This window comes from Qipengyuania sp. (assembly GCF_042095715.1).
In the GTDB taxonomy this organism is placed as follows: domain Bacteria; phylum Pseudomonadota; class Alphaproteobacteria; order Sphingomonadales; family Sphingomonadaceae; genus Qipengyuania.
Genome location: NZ_JBELMO010000052.1, coordinates 1 through 25,337 on the forward strand (window position 1 = coordinate 1; position 25,337 = coordinate 25,337).

The window sequence follows — 25,337 nt, forward strand, 5'->3', positions numbered from 1 at the left end:
AGGAGGAGGAGGAGGAGGAGGAGGAGGAGGAGGAGGAGGAGGAGGAGGAGGAGGTGGGGGAGCAGCCGCGCAATTGTCGCCGATCACCGGGCAGCCGTTGATCGTCGAGTCCGCGGCGGCGTCGCTGGGCTGGCCCTGATAGCCTTCTACGATCGCATCGCGCACGGCGCCGCCGGTGATCAGCTCGCCATCCGGATCGATCAGCTGGCCGTTGATGAACACGCGCACGGGCGGTGACTGAGAATTGCCGGTGCCAAGCAGTATCGCGCCGCCCTCGGCGGTGGTGAGGAACCCGGCCGGATTATCCGCCGTGCCGGTGTTCTGCACATACAGCGTCGCAGAGGGGTAGATGAACATCGAGGTGGCCCGCAGCAACCCTCCGGGCCGCTGTATTGCCGCGGGGGTGTTGATCAGATCCGCGATGTTCGACGGTTGCGGGTCGGCGCGCAGCGTTGCCAGAATGTCGGGGCTGGCGACGTGGATGTTCTGTGCCTGCAAGGTCAGCGAGCCGCCAAGGCCGAGCGGGCCGTTGCCCCGCAGGTCGATCCCGCCGGTGGCGGCGTTCACCTCGATGCTGGTTCCGGCGATTCCGACATCGTTCGTTTCCGCCAGCCCTACGCCCGTCAACGTCCCTTCGATGCGCACCAGGCCGTCACTGAAGAACTGGAGGCTGCCGGCGCCAAGCTGCGTACCGGTGACGGTGAGATTTCCGATGAGAATGTCCGGTCCGGCCGTTGGCTGGACGATATTGCTGAACAGGATAGTGCCGGTAATATTTGCGAATTCGGCATTGCCCAGACGGTATCCCGACGTTCCGGCCAACCCGTCCCCCAGGAACATCCCATCCTCGTTGCTGCTGGCCAGAGTGATGGTCGCATCCGCGCCGTTGCCCGCCAGCGATCCGGCAGTGAGGTCGATCAGACTGGAGGAGATCACCATGGTATCCGCATTCCAGACACCGGTCGGCCGGATCAGGCCGGCATCTGCGGTCGCGCTGATGGTGGCGGCCTGTATCGATTCCACGGAAATGAGGTCACCGCCGGACAATAGCACCGCATCCGCGATCAGCGGGGTGGCGAGGTCGATCGTAGTGGCGTCCAGCGAGATGACCCCGCCATCGATCGGACTTTGATTGGCGGGCGCCTCGGCCGGGCGGACGATTTCGTTCGCGGCGACGCTGAGGATCGCCGGCGTGAACTCGGAATTGTCGAGGTCGAACGCCACGGCGTTCGAAGTGGAGAGGAACATCCTCTGCGTGACGTTCAAGGTCGCGTCGGTCAGGGATATAGTGAGGGGGGTGTAGACCTCCACCAGCGCGGTGGGGGGAACAATCTCCGCACTCTGATCGAACGAGGCATCCCCGATCGTAATGTCTGCCTGCGTCGCATAGATCCCGTCGTCGGAAGCGAAATAAGCTGCGCCCTGGGTCGAACCCGTGCCGCCGCCAGCGTTGGAAAACGCGGAGAAATTCCCGATATTCGCGCTGCCCCGCTCGGCCCGGTTGAAACGGTTGCTCGCGACGATGCCGAGCGATCCGGCCAGGCCGTATCCGCCCGCGCCTGCCGAGGTTCCACCTGTGCCACCGTCGCCGCCCGCCCCATCAGCTTCCAGATCGATCGACGCTGCCGTAACCGGCGAACCGCGCACCAGCAGCGCAGCGCCGAAGGAGGAGCCGTCGCCTCCTGCTCCGCCCGTGCCGGAGGTGGACGAACCGCCACTCCCGCCCAGACCGCTGGAATTCACTTCCACCGTATTGAAGGTTGCGCTGCCCGAATTCCCCGGTCCGACGTCCTGACCGCTCTGCGTGCCGAACTGGGTATATCCGGCCACGCCGTCGCCGCCGCGCCCGCCCGTGCCCCCTTCGGCCGATCCGCCCAGGCCGCCCTGCGCGTAGGTATTGATCGAGGCGGTGCCGATCTGCAGCGTGCCGTTGCCGGCACTGGCCAGAAGGGTGGCGCCAAAGGTCTCTGCCATGCCGCCAGCACCGCCATCAACTGAACCGGTGCCCGCCCCGCCGTTGCCGCCGAAGGCAAAGCTGTCGAAATTAAGCGTGCCCGCTTCGATCCGGCTCGATCCGTCGGCGCTGCTCTGGGCCTGAACGGCGATCTGGCCGGCTTGGGCGCTGCCGCCAGCGCCCCCGTTTATGCCGCTTCCCCCCTCCGCCGTCGTCGACAGCGAAATCGGCCCGATTGCGGTCAGGGTGGAATTGATGGCAAATGCCCCGGCTTCGGACAGGCCGCTTTCACCCACCGTGGCGCTGCCGCCATCCACGCCGTCACCAGCGAATGCCTGCGACGTGATCTCGATCACTCCGCCCGCGTTCAGCGTGCCATTGACTAGATAGACCTGTGCATTGCCGGCGACCGCGTCTCCGCCATTGGCAGTCGTGGCCGAGCCCCTGCCCCCCTGGACCAGGCTGTTGGCGGACAGGCGATTGGAGGTGTTGATGACGCCGCCGGAGTTGAACGTCGTGACGAAAGCCCTGCCTCCCGTGGCTGTCCCGCCAGCAGCACCGGGTGCGGTAACGAACCCGGTGTTATCCAGCGTGTCTCCGCCAGTAACCTGGTTCCGAACATCGGCATCGCCGGTCAGGGTGATCGTAGTGCCGTTGCCCGCATTGATCGAGGCATAGCCAGCAGTGGCGTTGCCGCCCGAGACTCCGAAACCGGCTCCGCCTTGGGTGGTTACAGCGACCAATGCGCTGCCGCCGATGGTAATGCGATTGTTGGCACCAATGTCACCGCCGATTTCCGCTGTTCCGCCTGTAGCGGTGCCGCCTGGCCCACCGCCGCTGCCATCGCCGCGGCCGTTCGATCCGACCGCGGGCGTGTTGACAAAGGCGGATCCGCCGACCGTGACCCGCGCATCGCTGCCGGTTGCGAGGATTTGGGCGGTCCCCCCAATCCCCCCGCTTCCGCGATGCGCAGACGCGCTGGACGAAATGCCTGCGTTTCCGTCAGCCGAGACAGTGATGTTTCCATTGACGAGGAGCGCGCCACCCGAAGTCGCTTGTGCGACGGCAGAACCGCCCGTCCCGTTGCCGGTCACGCCCTGACCGGTATCATTACCCCCGAACCCGTTGGCAAGCAATTGAGCCTGCCCACCTACGGTCAGTGTTCCGGCGTTTGATGCAAACAGGCGAACCGTCCCACCCTGTCGGTCCAGACCATCTGGACTGGACCCGAAATTGCTGTTGTTGGCGACTGCGGTTGCATTTCCGGAGATGGAGATATCACCCCCGTTCGCCTGAATGAACGCATTCGCGGCCGTGGTCTGGCGAAAAGTGCCATCGAGCGTTGAACTGACATCCACATCGCCGCTGAACGTCACGGATCCACTGGACGCGAGAATGGAGGCACCGCCATCGCCCCTTAGCGACACGTCCGAAGAATAGGTGCCGCCCTGGGTGCTCGATATAAAGGCTTGCTCGCTGGCGCGGGCAATCAGCGCGGATGAGACATTGGTGGGCGCGGGTTCCCCATTGATGATCGCATCGCCGATGGCGACGCGTCCGGTGCCGGTCCCCCCTGCGCGAACAGTCGAAACCTGGCCTCCTGTTACGTTGTAACCAGCGGACAGGACAACCGCGTTGCCATCGACGTCGGCTGCCCCCGCCACGTCGAAGCCAAGATTGCCCCCTGTGATGGCCATGGTCAACAACTGGTTCTTGGGCACCGCCACCATATATACACGGTGGACAGAGCCGCTGGAGAACGCGGGCCCGCCGACCGATCCGTTGACGAATAAGCCAAGGCCGTTGCCGTTGGCGTTCCCGTCGCTCCCGACCGACACCTCAATATTGAAAAGGCCTGTGGGATCGAATGTGATCGTGCCCGCTTCTCCTGAAACCAGTGCTGCCTGTCCATTCACATCGATACCGCCGCCCACCGCGACATAGGGCGCAAAGGCCGCGACGTAACTGCCGGCCTGGCTGGCAGTGATCTGGCCCTGGATGTCGATGGCCGTTCCGCTCACCGCCTGGCTGAACTGGACGGCGTTGTTCACATACCAGTTGCCATTACCGTCCACGACCGGGGCCGCGGTGGTCAGCCCCAGATTGCCCACATCGAACACCGCGTTGGAGCCGATCACGATCCCGCCCGGGCTGTAGAAGAAGACCGTGCCGCCGGTGGTGGTCGAATTGGCGCTCTGGAACTGGGAAATTACGCTGCCGTCGAACTGCACGGCGCGGGCGGCATTGCTGGGAAGAATGCGGTTGAGAACGGTGAAGTTGCCTTCCACTCCGTTGAAAATCGCCTGCGTGCCGGCAGGCTGGAAATTGATTAGACCGGTGCCGGTGGTGTCGTTCGGCGTCCAGTCGATAACGGCGTTGGTGTCATAGATATCGATCCGGGTAACGCCGGGATTGTCGCTGATTTCGACGGATCCGAACACCACGTCGGCGCTCCCCTGGAAGCTGCCGGTCGCTTGCTGGGCGGCGGCCGGACCGTTGGCCAGAGCGGTAGCGAGGGCGACCAGCGAGCAGCCGAGAGCGGGGCGGAGAATGGGGCGGTGCGACATCAGTTGGTCCTCCAGGGAAGGAGACGTGAGGTAAGGGTGATTAAGAAGCGGACATCGCCATCCCGGCCCAAGAGCCCCGCATCCTTGAGCGGGACGGCCAGCGTGGCATCCAGGCTGAGCCTGTCCGACCAGGCTCCGCGCAGGCCGGCTCCGGCCGAATAGAGCGAATCGGAAAGCGCCGCGTTCTTGGTCCAGACCCGCGCGGCGTCCAGAAAGCCGTAAGGTTGCAGCTGAAAATCATCCGCCGGGCCGAACGGGAGACGCGGGCCGCGAAGTTCGGTCCTGAGTCCCATTCCGCTGTCACCGGTCAGCGCCCCGGGATCATATCCGCGGCCAACAGTATAGTTGCCGGTGGTGAATTCCTCGAAGGCGAGCAGCGGCGAAAAGGCGTATTGCGCGCGCGGTTCGAAGGCGAGGGCCAGTTTCTGCCCGAGCGCGACTTCGCCGCTGAGGCGGGCACGGATCAGGGTGGCGTCGGCCTTCCCGTCGATGCGGCTGGGGGAAACGCTTCCGGCAGGACAGGTGGCCGGGATGCAGCCATCGGTCGCATCGAAGATGTTGATGCCCTGACGCAGTTCCATTTCGCCCCGGGCGCGCCATTTGGGCAGGCGCCGAGTAAGGTCGACGGCATCGAAGCGGCTATAGGCCGAAAGCACGCGCAGCCGGTCGCGAGAAAGCGGGACGAGAAAATCCACGTCCTGATTTATCAGGTCCAGCGCACCCCCGATCCAGACGCTGGCGCCCTGTGTGCGCCTGACCGGATAGGTGATGCCAAGGCTTTCGTAGAAGGTCTTGGCGATGAGCCGGTTGCTGCCGGGGTTGGCCGCGCCGATATCCGGGCGGGTGACGGCGTAGGTCAGCTCTGCGGAGATGACGAGCCCTTCGCTTCCCGGGCGAAACTCGTGCGCGGCCTGATAGATCTGCTGCTCTTCGAAATCGCTGGTCGAATAGACGCTCAGCGACGTGGCATCTCCTAGCCCGGTGAGGCCGAAAGCCTGGGCCCGCAATTGTCCGCCCCACGGCCCGGTGGCGCTGGCGGCATAGTTCTGGATTGTGGCATTGACGGAGAAGGGCCGGCGCAGGACGGTCACCTCCCCGATCAGATCACCCGGCCCGGTGCCTGCGGGTTTCAGGGTGAGCTGAACATTGTAGCCGGGCAGATCGCGGGCGAGCAGCAGGTAGCGTTCGGCCGTGTTCCGGTCGAAAATTTCCTGTTCTGTGAGATGCGCGAGATATTGTTCGAGCTTGCGCTCGGCCCCCCTGGTCTGGCCGCGGGCGCGAATTGCGGTGACGCGCGCATAGAGCACTTCGAAGTCGACCACGCCGTTCTCGATTCGCTGCGTCGGTACCTGCACGGCGGCCAGATAGCCCTTGTTCCGCAGGATCGTGGCAGCGGCATCGCGGATCTCACACAGCACGGCGACGGGCTGAGGCTGGTCCGCGAACGGCTTCCACGCCGGCTCCAGCTCGGCGGAAGCGGCGCCCTTCAGATTATTGAAGCGCGCCTCGGAAATGGAAACCGTGATGTCGTCGTATTGCGGGTCCGCCAGTGGACAAGGCGAACGCTCGACGCCGCCCGCAATCTCGAGGCGCGGGGGCGCGGTTTCGGGCTGCTGCGTAACTTCGCGCAGTTCCTCGCGCCCAGGAACGGTCTGCGCCGTTGCGGGCAGGGCCATTGCGGCTGTCGACAGAAGTATGGAAAGCGAAAAAACAGGCTTGAAAGCCAACCGAGACATCAGGACCCCCTTTGCGAAAGCGCAAGCCTTCGAAAATCACGATGCGACACGGCTGTTTTTTTCCTGATTGCGCAAAACCGCCTCAAAATCAAATCCGGATTTTGCCTTGGCCTGTCGGACTGGGGGGTTATGGAAAGCCATGACCAAGCAATTTTCAGCTCGCTATCGCTCATGGTTGTTCGCGCCGGGGGACAGTGATCGGAAGATCGAAAAGGCGCTCGGTGGGGCCGCCGATCAGGTCATCCTTGATCTGGAAGACGCGGTAGCTCCCGGCGAAAAGGACGCCGCACGCAGCACCGTCGCTGCGGCCCTCGCGGCGGCCGGGGAAGGGCGGCATCGGATCTGGGTCCGGATCAACCCGCTGGACAGCGGGATAGCGGAAGACGATCTTGCCGCGGTGGTGCCTGCCCGGCCCGCCGGAATTATGCTGCCAAAGTCGCAAAGCGGCGAGGACATGCACCGGCTCGATGCCCTGCTAGGCGATCTCGAAGCCGCCCATGGGATCGATCCGGGTTCGCTTCTGCTCCATCCGCTGGTCACCGAAACCGCGGCATCGATGTTCGCTACTGGCACCTATCGCGATGCGCCCCGTCTCGCGGCGATGAGCTGGGGCGCTGAAGATCTTGCCGATTCCATCGGTGCGCTGGACAATATGGATGAGGAGGGCCGCTATCGCCCCACATACGAGCTCGCCCGCTCGCTCTGCTTGCTGGGCGCCGCCGCAGCGGCCGTTCCGGCGATCGAGACAATCATGGGTGATTTTCGCGACCTTGCCGGCCTCAAGGCGCGCGCAGAACGCGTCCGGCAGGATGGCTTTCGCGGCATGCTGGCCATTCACCCGGCGCAGATCGATGTCATAAACGCGGCCTTCTCGCCGAGCGAGGATGAAATCCAGGAGGCGCGGGAAATCGTCGCGCTGTTCGAGGCCAATCCGGGGGTGGGCGCAATTTCGGGCCCGCGTGGAATGCTGGATCGTCCGCATCTCAGCCGTGCACGCCAGTTGCTTGCGCTGGCCGAAGACTGACTTGCGAATTCGCCCCCGATCTTTAGGCCCGCCGCCCAAGGGAGACCACCGAATGAAATACACCGCCGCGACCGTCCTCGCCGCCCTTTTCTGCCTGGAAGCTGCTGCCGCCCAGAGCGGAGACCAGGATCCGCCCCCGTCCCCCAATCCGGTGGAGGAGCAGGAGGTCGACGCGTCCCAGGATATGAAGCCTGCCGAAGGGACGGGACAGCCGGCCGTAACGAGTCCAGCGGTTCCGCAGGCAGCGCTGGCTAAGGAAGACGAGCAGAAGTGGGATGTGAGCGTCCCGCGCGGCGCCACTCTGCGCCAGATCCCCATCCGCACCGACGAGGGCACCTGGATGGATGTCGACGTGGCACCTGATGGTCGTACGCTGGCATTTTCCCTTCTGGGCGACATCTACACCATGCCGATCGACGGCGGCACGCCAACCCGGATTGCCGAGGGAATGGCGTGGGAAGTTCAGCCCCGTTTTTCGCCGGACGGGGGCCGGATCGCGTTCACCTCCGACCGCGGCGGGGGTGACAATATCTGGGTGATGAATGCCGACGGGAGTGACAAGCGCCAGGTGACGAAGGAGGACTTCCGCCTTCTCAATCAGCCGAGCTGGAGCCCGGACGGGCGCTACATCGCGGCGAAGAAGCAGTTCACCACCCAGCGCTCGCTCGGCACCGGGGAAGTGTGGATCTATCACCTTTCGGGCGGAAGCGGCGTCGCGATGGTGGAGCGCGCGAACGAGCAATTGCAGAAGGAACTGGGCGAACCGGTCTACGCGCCCCAAGGCAATGCGATCTATTACACCCGCAATACCTCGCAGGGAAATACTTTCGAATATGCGCAGGATTCCAACGCCGGCATTTTCGCGATCGAGCGTTACGACCTCTCGACTGGCGACGTCACCACCGCGGTGGGAGGCTCTGGCGGTGCGGTACGTCCGCAGCCATCCCCGGATGGCAAGAAGATATCCTTCCTGCGCCGCAACCGTGACAAGACCGAACTGTGGGTCAAGGATCTCAAAAGCGGGCAGGAGCGCATGCTCACCGATACCCTGGACCGTGATATGCAGGAAACCTGGGCGGTCTACGGAGTCTATCCGATGATGGACTGGACTCCCGATAGCCGGGAACTGGTTTATTGGGCCGGAGGGAAAATCAACCGCATTTCCGCCGAAGGCGGCGCACCCAGGGTCATCCCGTTCCAGATCGACGACATGCGATCGGTTGCCGATGCTCCGCATCCGAAGATCCCGGTCGGGCCCGACAGTTTCGAAACGAAGATGGTCAAATTCGCCACGATGAGTCCGGACGGAGGGCGGGTCGTGTTCGAAAGCCTGGGCAAATTGTGGGTGAAGGACGTCAATCGCGGCGCGCCCCAACGGCTCACGCGGGAGGAGAATGCGCTGGAACTCTGGCCGACCTTTTCCCGTGACGGCCGGCAGCTGGCCTGGGTTCGCTGGACCGACGGCGGGCTCGGCCAGATCATGGTCGCCAATGCAAATGGTTCGGGCGCTCGTGCCCTGACGCGGGAACCGGGACATTACGCCGTGCCGCAATTCTCTCCCGATGGCGAAACCATCGTTTTCGAGAAGCGCGAGGGCGGGTATCTCCTGTCGCCCGATTACGGCGAAAACGCCGGGGTCTATCGCGTTCCGGTTTCGGGACGCGATCCGACCCTCGTTTCGCGCGGCAACACGGACCCGCAGTTCGGCGCGGACAACGATCGTATCTTCATGCTCGGCCGCGAGAAGGGTAAGCTCCAGTTGCTTTCCAGCGACCTGAACGGCGAAGCCCAGCGCGTTCATGCGCAAGGCGAGCTTGCCAATGACTTCCGCATCGCACCCGATGGGCGTACGCTTGCCTTTCGTCAGAACTACGAAGTATTCGCCATGCCCTTCGTGCCTGGCGCCCAGGCGGTCGAAGTTGGAGAACGGACCAGCTCAATGCCCGTCGTGCGGGCAAGCAAGGGCGGGGCGGATTACATCGGCTGGAGCCGCGGCGGCGATACGCTCACCTGGTCGATGGGGCCGACGTTCTATCAGGCCCAGGTCGCGAACATGTTCGCGACTGCGCCACGAAAAGCCGATGCGCCCGAATTCTCACAGCCGAAATCCGGGATCTCGCTCGGCAGGACCGTTGCGGCAGCCAAACATTCCGGAACTCTCGCTCTGACCAATGCCCGCGTACTTACGATGGCGTCGGCAGATGCGGGCACAATCGAAAACGGCACCATCGTCATTCGCGACGACCGCATCCTTGCCGTGGGCCCCGCGCAATCCGTTTCCATCCCTGCCGGAGCCAAGACGATCGACATGTCCGGCAAGACGATCATGCCCGGTCTGGTCGATGCCCATGCCCACGGCGCGCAGGGGCAGGGCGATATCGTGCCGCAGCAGAACTGGTCACTGGTGCAAAATCTGGCGCTCGGCACGACCACCTTGCACGACCCGTCGTCCCAATCGAGCGCGATCTTCGCCGCGGCCGAGCGGCAACAGGCGGGCGCGTTGCTGGCACCGCGTATCTTCTCTACGGGCGAGATCGTTTACGGCGCTAAGGCAGCGGGCGTCTATGCGCGTATCGATGGATACGAAGACGCGCTTTACCACGTTCGGCGCATCAAGGCGCAGGGCGGTGTTTCGATCAAGAACTACAACCAGCCGCGGCGCGAGCAGCGCCAGCAGGTCGTACAGGCTGCTGCGGCCGAGAACATGCTTGTCGTCGCCGAAGGTGGCTCGCTCTTCGGGATGGACATGAGCATCATTGCCGACGGCAATTCGACGCTGGAACACAATGTTCCGGTCGCCACGATGTATTCGGACGTGCTCCAGCTCTTTGGCGGATCGCAAACCAGTTACACGCCCACGCTGGTCGTGACCTACGGCGGGTTGGCCGCCGATCCATACTGGCGCCAGGCGACGGACGTGTTCGACAACCCGCTGCTGGTGCATACGCCTCCTCGACAGCTGCTCGCCGAGACTGCGCGCAGGACCAAGGCGCCGGAGTGGGCTTTCGTGGACGATGAATCCGCCCGTGAGGCCAAGAAGGTCGCGGAGACCGGCCGCCATGTTTCGATCGGGGCCCATGGGCAGCAGGCGGGAATCGCGGCTCACTGGGAACTGTGGAGCTTCGTGAGAGGCGGAATGAGCCCGATCGAATCGCTGCGGGCCGGAACAATCGAGCCCGCCCGGTCGCTGGGTATGGAAGACGATATTGGCAGCATCGAAGCGGGTAAGCTTGCCGACCTTATCGTCCTGAATGCCGATCCTTCTCAGGACATTCGCAATTCAACCGATATCGATCGCGTCATGCTCGGCGGAAGGCTTTACGACGCTCGGACGATGAATGAAGTCGAAACGGGCGACGCGAAGCGCCGCCCGTATTGGTGGGAATGATTGCTCAGGCGGCTCGCACTCGCGACAGGAAATCCTGGACCTGACGCCGCAGCGAGTCCGCCTGGCCTTCCAGCTCGGTCGCGCTGGTCAATACCTGGCTTGCGGCCGCGCCCGTGGAGCTTGATGCCTCGCGCACATGGGCGATGTTGCTGGCAACCTCGTCCGAACTCCTGGCTGCAAGGTCAATCGAACGGGCAAGGTCCTGCCCGGCTACCGATTGCTGGTCCACTGCACTGGCGATCGAAATCGCCGTGGTCTCGAGGCTTTTGATCTGTTCACCGATGGAGCGGAGAGCTGACACGGAAGCCACGGTCGAATCCTGCATGGCCCGGATCTGATCCCCGATTTCCTCCGTGGCGCGGCTGGTTTGCGTGGCGAGTTCCTTCACCTCTGATGCGACCACCGCAAAGCCGCGACCCGCTTCTCCGCCCCGCGCCGCCTCGATAGAGGCATTGAGCGCCAGCAGGTTTGTGCGCTGGGCGATCGAGCTGATGAGTTCGACGATCTGTCCCACTTGCTCTGCCGAGGCGGCCAGCGCAGAGATGGTCTCGTCAGCGTTGGTTGCTGCATCGGTCGCGCGGCGCGCCAATTCGGCGGAACTGGTCGCCTGGCGGCTGATCTCGCCGATCGACATTGCAAATTCATCGGAAGCCGCCGCCGCCGCGGTCACGCCCGAGGATGCGCGATCCATGGACATGGCGACCTGCGTGGACTGGACCGAAGCTTGCTCCGCCGCCACCGCCATGCTGCTGGCCGTGGCCTGCAACTGACTGGAAGCCGCTGCAACCCCGCCGACGACATCGGCCACGGAATTTTCGAACGCGCCGGCAAGCTCCATCAAATCTGTCTTGCGCTTTTCGGCCGCTTCCTTTCGCGCCGCGAAAAGTTCGTCGAGCTTGTGTCCCGATTTGACGAAGACCCTGAGCGAACGGGCAAGCTCGCCGATTTCGTCCTGCCGATCCAGTCCCAGAATTTCGATATTGCGCTGGCCTGAAGCAAGACGGCCCATTTCCCTCGTCAGGCTCCGGATTGGTCTGATGCTATCGTGAAGTATGCGCCGCGCCTGAAGCCAACCCGCAACGAGGCCTGCCGTAGCGACGATCATTATCAGCACGCCAAACAGGGGCGACCACGAAGGAAGCACGAAGCCTAAGAAGGCCGCAAGCGTAACGATGGCGAGAGCCGCCATGATGCTGCCGACAGCCCAGCGAAGTTTTTCGGCGAGCGGTTTACGGTTAAACCAGGACGCCAGCCAATAGCGGTCCTCGATGAAACTCACCGGTTCTACGACCATGGCTTCAATTTCGTCGCTCAGCTCTTTGTTCATAATCAATGTGGGCGCAGTCATGGGTATCGCATCCCCCGGTAAACCTAGTCTTCACCATAGAAACGACAGGCTTGAGATTGGGTTAATCGGTCGAGATATTCGGCGCGTGCTCCGGCGACTATCCCGCGACCCGGCGCTGGGCGCTGTCGATCGCGTAAACGGTCGGCCCTCCGATGGTCAGACCAAAATGCTGCGAGACCTCTTCGGCCGGCATACCCGCGAAATAGAACCAGCCCTGGATCTGATCGCAACCGGCAGCCTTGACCATCTCGACCTGCTCGGCGGTTTCGACGCCCTCTGCCGTCACAGTCATGTTCATTGCGCGCGCCACTGCGATGGAGGAGAGAATCATCGCGCGGCTTCCTGGGTCTTCGACAGCCTGGGCAACGAGGCTGCGGTCGATCTTCAGCTTCTCGAAACAAAACCGGCGCAGGAATCCGAAACTGGCATAACCGGTTCCGAAATCATCGAGCACCACGTTTACGCCGAAATCGTGGATTACAGCGAGGCTGCGCTCGGCGACGACCGGATCGAGAACGAGACAGGTCTCCGTGATCTCGAGTTCGAGTTGTTCCGGGGCGAAACCGGTCTCCTCGAGAATGTGGCCAAGCTGGATGGGAAATTCCGGATTTCGGAGCTGCACGGGCGAAATGTTCACCGACAGTTTGATCCCTTCCCACTGCTGGGCATCGGTGCACGCCTTGCGGATCACCCACAGACCGATCGCATTGATAAGTCCCGATTCTTCAGCGACAGGTATGAAAATGCTTGGGCCGATGTCCGTGCCGTCCGGACGATTCCAGCGAATCAGGGCCTCGACCGCAGCCACCTGACTGGTGTGGCAATCGATCAGTGGCTGATAGTGAAGGGTAAATTCCTCGTTCGTAAGCGCTAGCCGAAGCTCGTCGTCCAATTTACGCGCCCGTTCACGAGCTGCATCGAAATCGGGGCTGTACCAGGTACACCGGGCCTTTCCGCTGCGCTTCGACGAGTACATCGCTACGTCTGCACGACGCAGCAACTCCGATGAGGTAAGGGTTTCGCCGACCGACCGGCGCGCCAGGCCAATGCTGGCGCCCAAGGTGAGACGACGCTCATCCACCTGCACGGGCCTTATCAGTCGTTCGACGATTCTATGGCACAAGCCTTCCAGCAGGGTAGCCGCCAGCGACCCGGTCTTGAGCAACGCGAATTCATCGCCGCCGAGACGATAAACGGTTGCCTCCGCGCCGCACACGTCAAGAATGATCCTGCCGCATTCGCAGATGGAACGATCGCCCACAGCATGCCCGTAATGTTCATTGACGAGCATGAAACCATCCAGGTCGATCAGCGCGATGGCCATTTCTTCGCTGGCGCGCTCAAACCGGCGGAAGTCCACATGGAAAGCATGGCGATTCCTGAGACCGGTGAGGGTATCGGTCAGGCTGAGCTGCTCGAGCCGGACGATCTGCTTCAACCCTGCGCGGGTGAGCAGGATCACCGCAAGGATGAAGCATGCCGAACCCAGGGCAGTCGCCCATGGTGCAGAGCCCGCATCCCCGGAGGCGGTGAAACTGGTCAGGATAGTGACAATAAAGATCGCCGAGAGGATCGCCGCGGGTCCAAGGACCACGAGACGCGATGTCTTCCAGCTTTCCTGTCCTAACGCTGGCACGTGGCCCCCTTGGTTCGCCTCATTGCGAAACTCGCATGACCTCTAGGACTTGTTTGGCTAAGGAACCGTAAACCAAACAACCTTGGTATTTGCCGAGTTCCACCTCATGCGTTTGCTGCCCTGGGCCAGCTGGTTTGGTTGGCGTCCTGAGAGGTGGTCGATTTGTACAAGGCAGAGCCGCAGGTGGCAGGAGCGAACTTGTCCGTCTGGCCCACCACCGTCTCGCCTGCGCCTAGCATGAGCAGCCCATCGGACGCCAAGCCCGAGTGAAGCCGGTCGAACACGCGGCGACGTGTATCAAGATCGAAGTACAACAACACGTTCCGGCAAAGAATCAGATCGAAGCGCCCCGGCACTGGCGGCATGTCCAGCACATTGTGCTGCTGATAGCGCGTCATTGCGCGAATTTTCTCGCTTGCTTCCCAACCGCCCGTGGTTTCGCTGAAGAAATTCAGCATCTGGGCGACGCTGATACCGCGCTGGATCTCGAACTGGGAATATACCCCCGACCGCGCGGTTGCGATCGCCTTGCCGGAAACGTCGGTACCCAACAGGTCGATCTGCCATCCGTTCCACCGCGCCGGTTGCTCCGCGAACTGCATCGCCAGCGAAAGGACTTCCTGGCCGGTCGAACAGCCCGCAGACCAGATGCTAATTCGCCGGGTTGCCGCGCGCTGCCTTGCAAGCTCGGGCAGGACGTTGTGAGACAAGGTCGCGAAATACGCGTGATCTCGAAAGAAGTAGGTCTCGTTGTTCAGTAATGCCTCAACGATCTCTCCCGCGAGTTTCTGTTCGCCGGGGAGTTCGAGCAGACAGACCAGCTGCTCGATATTCGAGATTCCCCGCTCCCGGAAAATCGAGGCCAAGGCCGATGGCAACCGCCAGAGCCGCGATTCGGTCAATTCCTGACCGGTTCGCGCCGCAAGCAGATCGGCGATGATGCGATGGGATGCGTTTGTCAGCGCCACGCGTCCGCTCCGGCAGAAGCAAGCACTTTGCGCGCCAGTTCCTCCGGCGGGCATACGGCGATGGCGATACCGCCTTCCGCGACCGCCCGGGGCATTCCCCATACCGCGCAGGTTGCCTCATCCTGCGCGTAGATGCCGCCGCCTGCGTCTGCGATCTTGGCCGCACCTTCGCTGCCGTCGCGGCCCATGCCGGAAAGCAGTACCCCGGCGACATGCCCCTCGTAAGCCTCGGCCAGCGATTCGAACATGGGATCGACCGACGGCCGGCAACCGCTCTGGACCGGGTGATGAGCAAGGCCGGCAATCACCCGATCGCCCGATTTCCTCAAGACCATGTGACCATGCCCCGGTGCGATGAATACCTTGCCACGGGCTATTATGACGCCCTCGTCGGCCAGCATCGCCTCTCGGCCGCTGGCCGCTTCGATCTGCCGCGCGAACACCGGTATGAAGCTTTCGGGAAGGTGCTGGGTGATAAGGATGGGCAGATCGAAATGCGCCGGAATTTCCCGTAAAAACAGGTTGATCGCATGGATACCGCCCGTGGAAGCGCCGATCGCGACGACGTGAGGGCGCTTGGGAATTCTCGACCTTGCGATGATTGCGGGCGAAGGCGAATCGTCAATCGTCGGCTTTCCGCCCAGTGCACGAATCTTGCCCAGCAGCCCGTTGCGGTAATCCTCGGTGAAACCGCCAGGACGCGGTTTCAGCATGGTGTCCGCAGCACCCATCTGGAGCGCGCGGAGGGTAGCTTCGGCACCATCGGCGGTCAGTGATGAAACCACGAGAATCTGCGCGCCGGCAGCGGTTCCCAGTATGCGCGGCAGGGCTTCGAGCCCGCCCATGCCGGGCATTTCCAGATCGAGGAGTATCACGTCGATCCGGGTGGATCGCAGCGTCATCAGCGCCTGTTCCGCCGTGCCCGCCTGCGCCACGACGACAAGGTCGTTTTCACTGTCGATCATCCGCTTGAACACCGTGCGAACGGTGAGAGAATCATCGATAATCATCACGCGAACGTCAGCGTCCGCTGAAGTATTCGCAGACAGCTTGTCCGCTCCGGGGAAAACCCGGTCGGTGAGGACGGCGGCCATGGTACCGGCCCTTAGGCCATGCCGACGAGCTGGAGCTTTATCTGCAGGGTCTCATGGTCGAAGGGCTTCATCACATACTCGTCGGCACCGGCGCTGATGGCTTCGCGGATGTGCGCCACATCGTTCTCAGTGGTGCAGAACACGACTTTGGGCTTGTCACCGCCCTCGCGCTGACGAAGTTTGCTGATGAATTCGATCCCGGTCATTACCGGCATGTTCCAGTCCAGGAGAATGACGTCGGGCATCGTTGAATCACAATGGTCCAGACCCTGTTGCCCGTTCTCGGCTTCCTCGACCGAAAAGCCGAGGGTTTCGAGAATATGCCGGGAAACCTTGCGGATCACCCTGGAGTCATCGACGATAAGACAGCTTTTCATGTGCAACGCGCCCTTGCGTGATTCTGGACTTCTGAAGCGGAGTAACAGGGAGGGGTAACTATTGGCTTAAGCCGCGCTAAGGTGATCTCGAGCGAGGCGGGGGCCGGCAAGGATCTGATCGACATCGACCAGCAAAGCGGGGCCGCTGTCGGTTTCCACCATACCTTGCGCGGCAAATTGCCACCCCTCGCCGAACCCGCCCGGCACGGCGACCGGATCGGTCAATGGTTCCGCGACGTCGAAGGCGGCATCGACAAGGAGCGCGTAGCGGTGGCCTTCATGCTCGACTACGGCTGCGCGGTTCCCGACAACCTGCTTGCTGGGTTCGAAACCGAGCGACACCCGGCAATCTATGACTGTCAGCGCCTGGCTGCGCAGCGCGGCCAATCCCACTATGAATTCCGGGGCGCGCGGGATTGGCGTCACCGCTTCCAGCTCGATTACGGACAACACGCGTTCGGTCGGGATCGCGGCCCGCCGCCCGGCAACCAGGCAGATAAGCAGAAGCTCGGACATTATGCGGCTCCCTTGCAGGCTTGCCTCAGCGCGCCGAGCAGTGCCTCGCGGTCATATCGATATATCGCGCCCTCTGCGGCGGCGTCCTGCTTGCTCGTCAGGCGAATAGTAGCGCGCGCGGGACCAGCGCTTTCGCTTTCGAACTCGTCCACCAGAATGGCGACGTCGGCCTCCACGGATTTCTCTGCGATGACAGAATACCCGGCAGCACGCACAAGTGGTTCAAGGATGGTGCGCGACCATTCGTTGTTCTGAGGGAGACGGCAAACAGGATTGGATTGCGACCGCGGCTTGGACGGGCGTGAGGCGAACAGGCGGAAGCCGTCCATGATCGGGACCAGGCCACCCTGGATCAGAGTGACGCCCTCTATGGCGGGATCATCCAATTCCGGCGTGACCTCTTCGGTGATGGCCGCTGCATCGAGAACTTCGGAGACGACATAGGTCAGTTCGCGCTCGCCATCGGACAGGCGCAGCAGGCGGCACCTGCCTTCCGGCAGCGGTCCGGTGTCATGGCCTGCGAGATCGAAAATCTGACCGTCGATAATGGCCTTGGCGCTTGCCCCATCCACGTCGATCGCTTCGCGCTCGATGGTATCGATCCGGCGTACCATCTCGAGCCGGAATGCACGTTTGCGCCCGTCCAGCCCCTTGAAAAGCATGACGGGAACGGCGGACTTCTCCTCTTCGAGAATTGGCTCGTCCTCCGCACCTGAGCGGTTCTTTATTTCGTTGTCGAGCCCGCGTTGGGAGGCGATGCTGGGAATATCGAGCAGCATGATCGGGCGCCCATCGTCCAGCAGGGTCGTGCCACCGTAAAGCCCGGTTGCCATTACTGCGGGCGCAACCGGCTTCACCACCACATCCTCATGATCGTGGACCCGATCGACACCCAAAGCGAAGACATCGTCGCTGGCCAAACGCACCAGGATGAGAGTCATCCGGCCCCAGGAAATCCGATCCGCTTCGCTGAGCCCGAACACATCGGCCAAGGCAATGCACGGCACCCTGCGGTCGCGGAAGGTAATCAGCTTGCGCTCCCCGGCACGCGCGAACTCGATCCCCTGGACGCTGGCCAGCGCAACCTCCTCCACATAGCTGCGCGGTATCGCGTAGAGCTGGCCAGCCACTTCCACGGTCAAGGCGGAGATTATGGACAGGGTGAGGGGCAATTGCAGGTAGAACGACGTGCCCTCCCCGGGGCGGGAAGAGACATCGATCGAGCCGCCGACCTTTTCGATATTCGCACGAACCACATCCATGCCGACGCCGCGGCCCGAAACCGAACTGACGCTGTCGGCCGTCGAAAGCCCGGGTTCAAACATGAGGAGCAATTTCTGCCGTTCGCTGAATGCGGCGACCTCGGCCTCACTGTAGAGCCCAGCCGCCACCGCCTTGGCTGCCAGCCGGTCGCCTGCGACACCCTTTCCATCATCGGTGATGATCAGGCTGATGCGATTGCCCGACTGGCGCGCCGTGAAGCGCAACAGCCCGATTTCCCTCTTGCCCGACTTGAGCCGATCCGTCGGCGCTTCGATACCGTGATCGATGGCATTCCTGATGATGTGGGTGAGCGGATCGCGCACCATCTCGATCATCTCGCGATCGAGTTCGACGTCGCCGCCCTCGAAATCGACCATCACCTGCTTTCCCAGTTCGGCAGACAGGTCGCGAACCAGCCTCGGGATCGATCCGAAGAGATATTCAAGGCGCTGCATGCGCATCCGCGTGATACCGGTCCGGACATCGGCGAGGATGGAGGACAGGCGTTCGAAAGGGCCGTCGATGGTCGGCTGCTCGCCGGCCTCGCGGAGGCGGCGCGCCAGATCGTTGCGAGCCAGAACCATGTCGGACACACCCTTCATCACTTCATCCAGAAGCGACACCGGCAGACGAATTGTTCGCTGCAGCGCGGTCTTGCCTGGTTTGGTTCCGTCGGCGCCAGATGCACCCGGAGAGCCAGCGTCGTAAGGCGGACTGGCAGCTACCGGCTCCATCGCGGCCGTGGAGGCCGAGGCGCTGAGGGCGGCAACCAGTTCCTCGTCACCGCCTTCGGGATAGTCCTCGCCCGCCTCGATCGCGTCGGTCATCTCGCCGATACGGTCGACGATGGCTAGGACACCAGAAACCAGCCCGCTGTCGGGTTCGCGGCGGCCGCCACGGCATTCCGCCAATGCGTCTTCCGCCGCATGGCTGAGTTTTTCGAGCCGAGGAAAGTCGAAGAAACCGCAGTTGCCCTTGACCGTGTGAACGAACCGGAAGATCGCATCGAGGCGCGCGCGATCGGCCGGATCGGCTTCCCAGGCGACGATCTCGCCGCCCACGGCCTCCAGCATCTCGCGTGTCTCGGCGACGAAGTCCGCCAACAGATCGTCCATATGCGCGCGCGTCCCCAAAATGCTTCCGGCCGGCTATGCCCGAGGATGGTTACCAAAGCGTTTGCAGCGGTCCGCGTGGGCCGGGCGTACCGCTTGCCGACACCGCCCCTGGCATGCGATAAGGCGGCAAAAGGCAGGAGATGACCCGATGGCGACCCAGGCGAAGCACGCGAACCTCAACTACGAATGCAGTGAAGAGGAATGGAAGGCCCGCCTCGACCTTGCGGCCTGCTATCGCATCTTCGATCATCTCGGCTGGGGCGAGAGCATATACAACCACATCTCCGTTGCCGTGCCGGGCGAAGAGGGCGCTTTTCTTATCAATCCGTTCGGGCTCCTCTATGATGAGGTGACCGCCTCGAACCTTGTGAAGATCGACGTCGAGGGCAACAACATCGGCGGGTCGCCTTACATGGTGAACAAGGCGGGTTTCACCCAGCATGCCTACTTCCATGAGAAGCTCGGCAAGCGAGCCAATGCGATCTGCCATGTGCACACCACGGCAACCATGGCCGTGTGCAGCCATGAGGGCGGGCTGCTGCCGATCAATTTCTATGCCTGCAATTTCCAGAACCAGATCGGCTATCACGATTTCGAAGGCGTGACGGTACGCCCAGAGGAAGGGGAACGGCTGCTCCAAAACCTGGGCAACAAGCGCGTTCTGATGCTCAAAAACCATGGCCCGGTCGTCATGGGACGGAGCATTCCGGAAATGTTCGTGAGCATGTGGAGCCTGCAGCGCGCCTGCGAAATCCAGGTCGCTACCTTGTCTATGGGCAATCCCGTCTCCGTGGGGGACGACGTGGTGGAAGTGCACCAGCGCGACCTTTCGGTGATGTCATCCCAGGGCGGCGCTGGCGTGTTCGATTTCGAAGCATGGAAGCGCAAGATCACCCGCATCGACGACAGCTGGCAGAACTGACGAACGCGCCAACCGGCCCGCATTCATGACCGCGATGACCGTCAACGAACGGCCCGTCGACTTTGCGATGGACCCGGACACGCCCCTGCTGTGGGCGCTGCGCGATGCCGCCAATCTTACAGGGACCAAATATGGCTGCGGCGTGGGCGATTGCGGTGCCTGCATGGTGCTTGTCGACGGAGAGGCGCTGCGCAGCTGTCTGGTGACCATTGGCGAAGCCGAAGGACGGTCCATCACCACGATCGAAGGGCTTAGCAGGGACCGGTCGCACCCCGTGCAGCAGGCCATGGTGGCGGAGCAGGCCATCCAATGCGGCTTCTGCACCCCCGGAATTGTGATCTCGGCGGCGGCTCTGCTGCGCAGGGACAGTAACCCTTCGGATGCAGCGATCCGGGAGGCGATCCCCAATCTTTGCCGGTGCGGCGTCTATCCGCGGCTTCTGGCCGCGATCGGCCGTGCCGGTCGGGTTCGGCGCAGGGAAGAGGTTCTGAATGCACTCCCGGCTCCCGGAATTTCGGGCGAAGAGGCCGCTCGCACGGTGCCCGCGTTGGGCAGCGGTGCCACTGAAGAGGAGACAGCAAGGTGAAGGCGACAATCTGGCACAACCCCAAATGCGGCACTTCGCGCAAGACCTTGGCTTTGCTCGAGGAACGTGGCTGCGAGGTCGAGGTGGTGGAATATCTCAAGACGCCTCCCAGCCGCGACAAGCTGGCCCAGTTGTTCCGCGATGCGGGGATGAGCCCGAACGAAGGTTTGCGACTGCGCGGCACCGATGCGGAAGAACGCGGCCTGCCCGGCGCGACGCCGGATGCGGTTCTCGACGCAATGGTTGCCGATCCGATCCTGATCAATCGCCCGATTGTGGAAACTGACAAGGGTGTGCGGCTGTGCCGGCCGCAGGAGACGGTGCTGGAGATTCTTTAGTTCAGTCGGCGGTGTCGCGCCGCGCTTCCAGAACAGAGTCGGCTTCCAGCGCGCGCCAGCCCCAGCCGAGGACCAGGGCGCACAGGCCGCCGATCAGGGAAAACGCCAGCCACTCCTCGTGATTGTAGATCCACACGCCGAGCGCGGGGGCGAAGATATAGGCCGCCCCGTTCAGCGACGCGACTATTCCGCCGACCTGCCCTTGCTCCGCCCTGCTCACGGCAAGACTCGCACCGGCGGTGAATCCGGGCCGGTAGAGGCCGAAGCCGAGCGATGTGATTGCGAAGCCCAGGGCGATGGAATGAAGGTCCCAAGACAAGGCGATAAACGCCGTTCCGATGAGCGCCAGCACCATGCCCCATAGCAGAGAGGTCCTGGGCCCCATTTTGAGATTGGGGATGAGCCCCCACTGCGCCAGCAGCGTCGCCCCCGCGCCCGCCATCAGAACGGTGCCGACGGGCCCGGCCCCCGCCATGGGATCGCTGCGCAAGCCCAGCCGGTCGAGCACGAAGAAACCGGCCAGGCCCAGCAAGGCCGCTTGTGCGTGGCCACCCACCAGCCCGGCGATCAGCCAGGGCCGCAAGCGCGGGTCACGCCAGCTCAGATCCGGGATCGTTCCTTCCAGCGCCTCCGTTCCCTCGTCCGAGGGACCGGCAGAGTTGCTCGCGCTCGCGCTGAACGGCGCAGCTGTGATCTGGCCCCGCGCGGCGAAAGTCGGATCGTCATTGGGCAGGCGCAGGCGCAGCGCGATCAGGACCAGAATGCCGAAGGCGGCAAAAATAAAGAACGGGCCCGATAGCCCGGGGCCGGGGAAGACCAGCAGCGGTGCGATTGCTGGGCCGATGACCGTCCCGAGCCCAAAGCTCGAAGCGATCAGCGCCATCGCCTTGGTACGCTCTGCCCGTGGGGTGCGGCTGGCGACATAGGCCTGCACCGCTGGGGGTGCCGCAGAACCGAAGCCGCCATAAAGGCTGCGAGCGGCAGCGAACAGCGCCAGGGTGAGACCCGCTGACATCAGCTCTTCCAGCCCCGCCATCATCACCAGTCCGCACAGGCCAAAGGATGCGGAAAAACCGATCATGCCCAGGGCCATCATCGCCTTGCGCCCGCGCTGATCGGAACGCCTGGCCCACATCGGTGCGCAAATGACCCACAGCAGAGCCGACCACGTATAGGCCAGGCTGATCCAGACGTCCGCGACGCCCATCTTCGTGCCGATGGAGGGCATGACGGATTGCATTGCCGTGTTGCCCGCCGCGGTCGTCAGCATTACGAGGAACAGCAACGCCATGCGCGCGCGAGAAATCCCGCCGGTTTGGGGTATCGCGGGTGTCAGGGCGGGATCGCGTTCGGCCATGAGGCGGGGCTAGGCCGACGCGGGAAACCTTGCAATGCCGCAGCCGATTTGCAAGACGGCGTGCTTGCGCAAAATCACCAAGAGGTTCGCGTTTGTCAGGTTCCAACAGTGCGGTAGCGATTCGTCGCCCCAATTTGGCCGCACGCGCCGCTCGATTGCTCGGTCAGTGGGGTGTATTCTTTCGCGGCTTCATGGAAGAACCGCGGATGGTCGGGGCGGTCATCCCGTCCTCTCCCTTCACCGTGGCCAAAATGCTGGCCCCGGTGGACTGGAACCGGTGCGAGGTTTTCGTGGAATACGGGCCAGGCGTCGGCACGTTCTGCCAGGCAGTGCTCGATAATCTGCGCCGCGACGGGGCATTGATCGTCATCGACACCAATCCGCTATACATCGACTATCTGCGCCGGGTCTTCCGCGACAGCCGCTTTCACGCGGTTCTCGGTTCGGCGGAGGATGTGGAATCGATCGTCGCGGCTCATGGCTACGACGGGGCCGACTATGTTCTTTCCGGCCTGCCGTTCTCGACCCTTCCCGAAGGCGTCGGCCCGGGGATCGCAGCCGCAACCCACCGCGTCATTCGGCCCGGGGGCGCCTTTCTCGTCTATCAATATTCCGCGCAGGCCAAGGCCTTCATGGCGCGCCACTTCAAGCGGATCGACAATGGCTTCGAATGGCGCAACATACCGCCCTGCAGACTGTTCTGGGGCTGGAAACAGAGCGAAAGCAGCGAGGGCTGACTACGGCGTCTCGTCGTCGCTGGATCGTACCCGCGCTGCCTGTGCCAGCTGCCGGTGAACCGCGGCGAGGACGGCGTAGATGATCACCGCGAAGGTCGCATTCAGCAGTCCCGACAGAATCGCGTCGAGGATCTTGGCCAATTCCGCTCCGGGCAGTGCGGTGAGAAGGCTTATGACTAGCGCCAGCACCTGGCCGACGACCAGAAACGCAACGAGCAGCAGCAGGTAAAACGAGAACAGCCTTAAACCATTTCCGCGTGTCAGTCGCCAGGACCCCGTTATCGCGGCTATCGGATTGATGCGACGTTCGATGGCGATGGTGGGCGAACTGAGTGAGAGGCGTGCTCCCAGGTAGAGTAAGGCCGGCAGACTGAAGATGGCGAAGGTGGTGGCCAGCGTCCGCGAACCGCCCAGTGAACCCAGCATTATAGCCAAGATTATAATAATCAGAAAGGCGACCGAAATGGCGATTTGCGCACCCACTTGACTGGGCAGCAGCGACAGACCGCGCGTCATGGCATCGTTGACCGTCGGCCGCGCAGGGTCGCCGATGACGGCCATGATCGCGGTGCCGCCAATCGTCTGGACGAGCGACAACAGAAGAACAGCCCACCAATAATCAGCGACGAAGGCGTTGAAGCTGACCATCATCGCGCCGCTTTCGCCCGTTTCAGCCGCGCTGGCGAAGCCATCCATCGGCACGAAGAGTGCGAAGACGACATAGGGCAGGAAGAAGAAGACACCGGCAAGGACGAGGATCATCTCCCGGTTCTTGCGGACAAGCTTGACGGCGCTTTCCCAAGCCGCATTCAGATCTAGTTTCATGGGCAGTGTAATGTTCCTAGCGCGATTAGGCTCTTGATAAGCGCGCTGGTGCACCCCACGCAATCCGAATGGCCAGCCTGCCCCCCGATAAGGTGGAGATCCGGTGCGATTCTGCACCCATCCCGTACCGCGAAGCGCTCTCGCTCATGACCGAACGCAATCTCGCGATTGCAGATGGCACGGCAAAAGAATTGCTGTGGTTGCTGGAGCATCCCCCTGTCTACACCGCGGGCACCAGCGCGGCGCGTGACGAGATGCTCGATCCCCGCTTCGATGTCGTTGAGGCGGGGCGGGGTGGGCGATACACCTATCACGGGCCTGGCCAGAGAATCGGGTACGTGATGCTCGATCTGCGCGAGCGGGGCCGCGACGTTCGCTGTTTCGTCAGCGCGCTCGAAGGCTGGGTGATTTCGACGCTGGGCGATCTCGGCCTTGAGACATGGAGAGCGCCCGGCAGGATAGGGATATGGACGCGCGATAACGATGGACGCGAGGCGAAGGTCGGTGCCATTGGCGTGCGCGTCAGGCGCTGGGTGACGATGCACGGTTTTTCCGTGAACATTGCGCCGGATCTCTCTCATTTCAGCGGCATTGTACCGTGCGGAATCGAGGAATTCGGCGTCACCAGCCTCGCGCAACTGGGGATCGATCTTGCGCCGGCGGCCTTCGATACGGCATTGCTGGCCCGCTTCGGCGAGTTTACCGGGGCTCTTGAAGGGAAGACATGCGCACAAGATTAATCCTGATGACCTTTCCAGTCGCGCTTTGTGTTTCCGCCTGCAACGGCTCGGGGGACGAACCGGCGAGCGATGAACGGGGAAGTGCGGCTGGCGAAGTGCTGGGCGGGACGATCAGCGACGACATGATCCCGCTGGAGGAACTGCGGTCGACCAATCCGCTGGCAGTGGAGACGCCCAAGATCGGCGAGAGTGCAGCAGTGGATCCAGCATCGGGGCCTACGTCGCCAGAAGCTCCCACCCCCTCGACGGAACCCTCGGAAGAAACCGTATCGCCAGCGGGCGAATGATGGTGGCCCCCGCTAGGTCTTTGACCTCCCCGCGCGGTGGTCCTAGACCATGTCGCAAACTGATGCCCGTCACGATACTTTCCCCTATTGTGCGCCCTTCCACCGACCCGCTGAGGGTGGGCGCGGGCAAAAGGAGTGTCGTGTGAGGTCTCTCTTTGTTGCGCCGGTGCTGCTCGTATCGATTGGCACGATTGCAGGCTGCGCGCCGGGTGACCCGCGAGCAGCGCCATCCGATTCCGCGGCCGATCCTGCGACCGAAGCCGGGGCCGAAGCGATGGCCGAGGCTCCAGCTGACAAGCCATCGCGAATTCCAGATGATCTGACGGGTACGGCCTGGCGTGCCTCCGGAGCCGACGGAGGCAGCTACACCACTTTCCTGGATGCCGATGGCCGCTATCGCGATGTCAAGAATGGGGAGCCGTTTCACGATGGCGCCTGGGATCGCCGCGCCGATGGCTCGATATGCTTCCTTCCCGATGGAACCGAGGCGCAGAGGCGGTGCTGGACGCCGGACGGCATGACGGACGAAGGGAATATGGTGGTCGTGGGCGGGGAAGAC

Annotated in this window: 20 protein-coding genes; 9 read left to right on the forward strand and 11 right to left on the reverse strand. The window is 62.9% G+C overall.

Going from position 1 to position 25,337, the window contains the following annotated elements; translation table 11 throughout:
* A partial coding sequence (locus tag ACFDTG_RS11930) for a beta strand repeat-containing protein (protein WP_375291272.1) occupies positions 1 to 4,521 on the reverse strand: 4,521 nt, incomplete at its 3' end.
* Positions 4,521 to 6,197 carry a ShlB/FhaC/HecB family hemolysin secretion/activation protein gene (locus ACFDTG_RS11935; RefSeq protein WP_375291273.1) on the reverse strand — a complete coding sequence of 559 codons (1,677 nt, stop codon included), beginning with the start codon at positions 6,195 to 6,197 and terminating at the stop codon, positions 4,521 to 4,523. The genes ACFDTG_RS11935 and ACFDTG_RS11930, both read right to left, overlap by 1 nt.
* A 199-nt stretch (positions 6,198 to 6,396) precedes the next feature.
* Here ACFDTG_RS11935 and ACFDTG_RS11940 point away from each other — a divergent pair, with 199 nt between their 5' ends.
* Positions 6,397 to 7,281: an HpcH/HpaI aldolase/citrate lyase family protein gene (locus ACFDTG_RS11940; RefSeq protein ID WP_375291274.1), complete on the forward strand. Its 885-nt coding sequence runs from the start codon at positions 6,397 to 6,399 to the stop codon at positions 7,279 to 7,281.
* A gap of 52 nt (positions 7,282 to 7,333) precedes the next feature.
* Complete coding sequence (locus tag ACFDTG_RS11945; RefSeq protein ID WP_375291275.1) at positions 7,334 to 10,669, forward strand: amidohydrolase family protein; 3,336 nt, start codon at positions 7,334 to 7,336, stop codon at positions 10,667 to 10,669.
* A 4-nt stretch (positions 10,670 to 10,673) separates the two neighbouring features.
* On the opposite strand, the gene ACFDTG_RS11950 is transcribed toward ACFDTG_RS11945, so the two are convergent.
* From ACFDTG_RS11950 to ACFDTG_RS11980, 7 genes are all read right to left on the reverse strand, one after another.
* Positions 10,674 to 11,996, reverse strand: coding sequence for a methyl-accepting chemotaxis protein (locus tag ACFDTG_RS11950; RefSeq protein ID WP_375291276.1), 1,323 nt, complete (start codon positions 11,994 to 11,996; stop codon positions 10,674 to 10,676).
* 118 nt (positions 11,997 to 12,114) lie between these two features.
* Positions 12,115 to 13,653 (reverse strand): putative bifunctional diguanylate cyclase/phosphodiesterase, encoded by a 1,539-nt coding sequence (locus ACFDTG_RS11955; RefSeq protein ID WP_375291277.1) that lies wholly within the window; start codon positions 13,651 to 13,653, stop codon positions 12,115 to 12,117.
* 104 nt (positions 13,654 to 13,757) lie between these two features.
* Positions 13,758 to 14,621, reverse strand: coding sequence for a CheR family methyltransferase (locus tag ACFDTG_RS11960; protein ID WP_375291278.1), 864 nt, complete (start codon positions 14,619 to 14,621; stop codon positions 13,758 to 13,760).
* Positions 14,612 to 15,715: a chemotaxis-specific protein-glutamate methyltransferase CheB gene (gene cheB / locus ACFDTG_RS11965; RefSeq protein WP_375291279.1), complete on the reverse strand. Its 1,104-nt coding sequence runs from the start codon at positions 15,713 to 15,715 to the stop codon at positions 14,612 to 14,614. Before cheB ends, ACFDTG_RS11960 begins: the two co-directional genes overlap by 10 nt.
* 11 nt (positions 15,716 to 15,726) lie before the next feature.
* Entirely contained in the window at positions 15,727 to 16,092 is a 366-nt protein-coding gene (locus ACFDTG_RS11970) for a response regulator (protein ID WP_375291280.1), read from the reverse strand.
* A 66-nt stretch (positions 16,093 to 16,158) separates the two neighbouring features.
* Positions 16,159 to 16,608, reverse strand: coding sequence for a chemotaxis protein CheW (locus tag ACFDTG_RS11975; RefSeq protein WP_375291281.1), 450 nt, complete (start codon positions 16,606 to 16,608; stop codon positions 16,159 to 16,161).
* A complete protein-coding gene (locus ACFDTG_RS11980; protein WP_375291282.1) occupies positions 16,608 to 18,986 on the reverse strand; it encodes a chemotaxis protein CheA in 2,379 nt (792 codons plus the stop codon). The genes ACFDTG_RS11975 and ACFDTG_RS11980 overlap by 1 nt, the downstream gene beginning before the upstream one ends.
* Before the next feature lie 148 nt (positions 18,987 to 19,134).
* On the opposite strand from ACFDTG_RS11980, the gene ACFDTG_RS11985 reads away from it, so the two are divergent.
* From ACFDTG_RS11985 to arsC, 3 genes are read left to right on the forward strand one after another with little or no spacing between them, the layout of a single operon-like run.
* A complete protein-coding gene (locus tag ACFDTG_RS11985) occupies positions 19,135 to 19,908 on the forward strand; it encodes a class II aldolase/adducin family protein (protein ID WP_375291283.1) in 774 nt (257 codons plus the stop codon).
* A gap of 25 nt (positions 19,909 to 19,933) precedes the next feature.
* Positions 19,934 to 20,494 (forward strand): (2Fe-2S)-binding protein, encoded by a 561-nt coding sequence (locus ACFDTG_RS11990; RefSeq protein ID WP_375291284.1) that lies wholly within the window; start codon positions 19,934 to 19,936, stop codon positions 20,492 to 20,494.
* Positions 20,491 to 20,832 (forward strand): arsenate reductase (glutaredoxin), encoded by a 342-nt coding sequence (gene arsC / locus ACFDTG_RS11995; protein ID WP_375291285.1) that lies wholly within the window; start codon positions 20,491 to 20,493, stop codon positions 20,830 to 20,832. Before ACFDTG_RS11990 ends, arsC begins: the two co-directional genes overlap by 4 nt.
* 1 nt (position 20,833) lies before the next feature.
* On the opposite strand, the gene ACFDTG_RS12000 is transcribed toward arsC, so the two are convergent.
* On the reverse strand, positions 20,834 to 22,189 hold the full coding sequence (locus ACFDTG_RS12000) for an MFS transporter (RefSeq protein ID WP_375291286.1): 1,356 nt from the start codon (positions 22,187 to 22,189) through the stop codon (positions 20,834 to 20,836).
* A gap of 92 nt (positions 22,190 to 22,281) precedes the next feature.
* Between ACFDTG_RS12000 and ACFDTG_RS12005 the strand changes: the two genes are divergently transcribed.
* On the forward strand, positions 22,282 to 22,926 hold the full coding sequence (locus tag ACFDTG_RS12005) for a class I SAM-dependent methyltransferase (protein WP_375291287.1): 645 nt from the start codon (positions 22,282 to 22,284) through the stop codon (positions 22,924 to 22,926).
* On the opposite strand, the gene ACFDTG_RS12010 is transcribed toward ACFDTG_RS12005, so the two are convergent.
* Positions 22,927 to 23,751 (reverse strand): hypothetical protein, encoded by an 825-nt coding sequence (locus tag ACFDTG_RS12010; RefSeq protein WP_375291288.1) that lies wholly within the window; start codon positions 23,749 to 23,751, stop codon positions 22,927 to 22,929.
* Between the two features lie 68 nt (positions 23,752 to 23,819).
* On the opposite strand from ACFDTG_RS12010, the gene lipB reads away from it, so the two are divergent.
* From lipB to ACFDTG_RS12025, 3 genes are all read left to right on the forward strand, one after another.
* The gene (gene lipB / locus ACFDTG_RS12015) at positions 23,820 to 24,491 is read left to right on the forward strand and encodes a lipoyl(octanoyl) transferase LipB (RefSeq protein ID WP_375291289.1); all 672 of its coding nucleotides are present in this window, start codon (positions 23,820 to 23,822) and stop codon (positions 24,489 to 24,491) included.
* Positions 24,492 to 24,496: 5 nt separating this feature from the next.
* Positions 24,497 to 24,778: a hypothetical protein gene (locus tag ACFDTG_RS12020; RefSeq protein ID WP_375291290.1), complete on the forward strand. Its 282-nt coding sequence runs from the start codon at positions 24,497 to 24,499 to the stop codon at positions 24,776 to 24,778.
* A gap of 142 nt (positions 24,779 to 24,920) precedes the next feature.
* Positions 24,921 to 25,337, forward strand: a 417-nt coding sequence (locus ACFDTG_RS12025; protein ID WP_375291291.1) for a hypothetical protein, incomplete at its 3' end; no start/stop codon positions are given.

Excerpts from the sequence above, each read along its gene's own strand:
- ACFDTG_RS11935 (WP_375291273.1), bottom strand. The coding sequence starts at position 6,197 with ATGGCCCTGCCCGCAACGGCGCAGACCGTTCCTGGGCGCGAGGAACTG.
- ACFDTG_RS11990 (WP_375291284.1), top strand. The coding sequence starts at position 19,934 with ATGACCGCGATGACCGTCAACGAACGGCCCGTCGACTTTGCGATGGAC.
- ACFDTG_RS11950 (WP_375291276.1), bottom strand. The coding sequence starts at position 11,996 with ATGAACAAAGAGCTGAGCGACGAAATTGAAGCCATGGTCGTAGAACCG.
- ACFDTG_RS11975 (WP_375291281.1), bottom strand. The coding sequence starts at position 16,608 with ATGTCCGAGCTTCTGCTTATCTGCCTGGTTGCCGGGCGGCGGGCCGCG.
- ACFDTG_RS11980 (WP_375291282.1), bottom strand. The coding sequence starts at position 18,986 with ATGGACGATCTGTTGGCGGACTTCGTCGCCGAGACACGCGAGATGCTG.
- cheB (WP_375291279.1), bottom strand. The coding sequence starts at position 15,715 with ATGGCCGCCGTCCTCACCGACCGGGTTTTCCCCGGAGCGGACAAGCTG.
- ACFDTG_RS12010 (WP_375291288.1), bottom strand. The coding sequence starts at position 23,751 with ATGAAACTAGATCTGAATGCGGCTTGGGAAAGCGCCGTCAAGCTTGTC.
- ACFDTG_RS11945 (WP_375291275.1), top strand. The coding sequence starts at position 7,334 with ATGAAATACACCGCCGCGACCGTCCTCGCCGCCCTTTTCTGCCTGGAA.
- ACFDTG_RS12020 (WP_375291290.1), top strand. The coding sequence starts at position 24,497 with ATGACCTTTCCAGTCGCGCTTTGTGTTTCCGCCTGCAACGGCTCGGGG.
- lipB (WP_375291289.1), top strand. The coding sequence starts at position 23,820 with ATGGCCAGCCTGCCCCCCGATAAGGTGGAGATCCGGTGCGATTCTGCA.
- ACFDTG_RS11985 (WP_375291283.1), top strand. The coding sequence starts at position 19,135 with ATGGCGACCCAGGCGAAGCACGCGAACCTCAACTACGAATGCAGTGAA.
- ACFDTG_RS12000 (WP_375291286.1), bottom strand. The coding sequence starts at position 22,189 with ATGGCCGAACGCGATCCCGCCCTGACACCCGCGATACCCCAAACCGGC.
- ACFDTG_RS11970 (WP_375291280.1), bottom strand. The coding sequence starts at position 16,092 with ATGAAAAGCTGTCTTATCGTCGATGACTCCAGGGTGATCCGCAAGGTT.
- ACFDTG_RS11940 (WP_375291274.1), top strand. The coding sequence starts at position 6,397 with ATGACCAAGCAATTTTCAGCTCGCTATCGCTCATGGTTGTTCGCGCCG.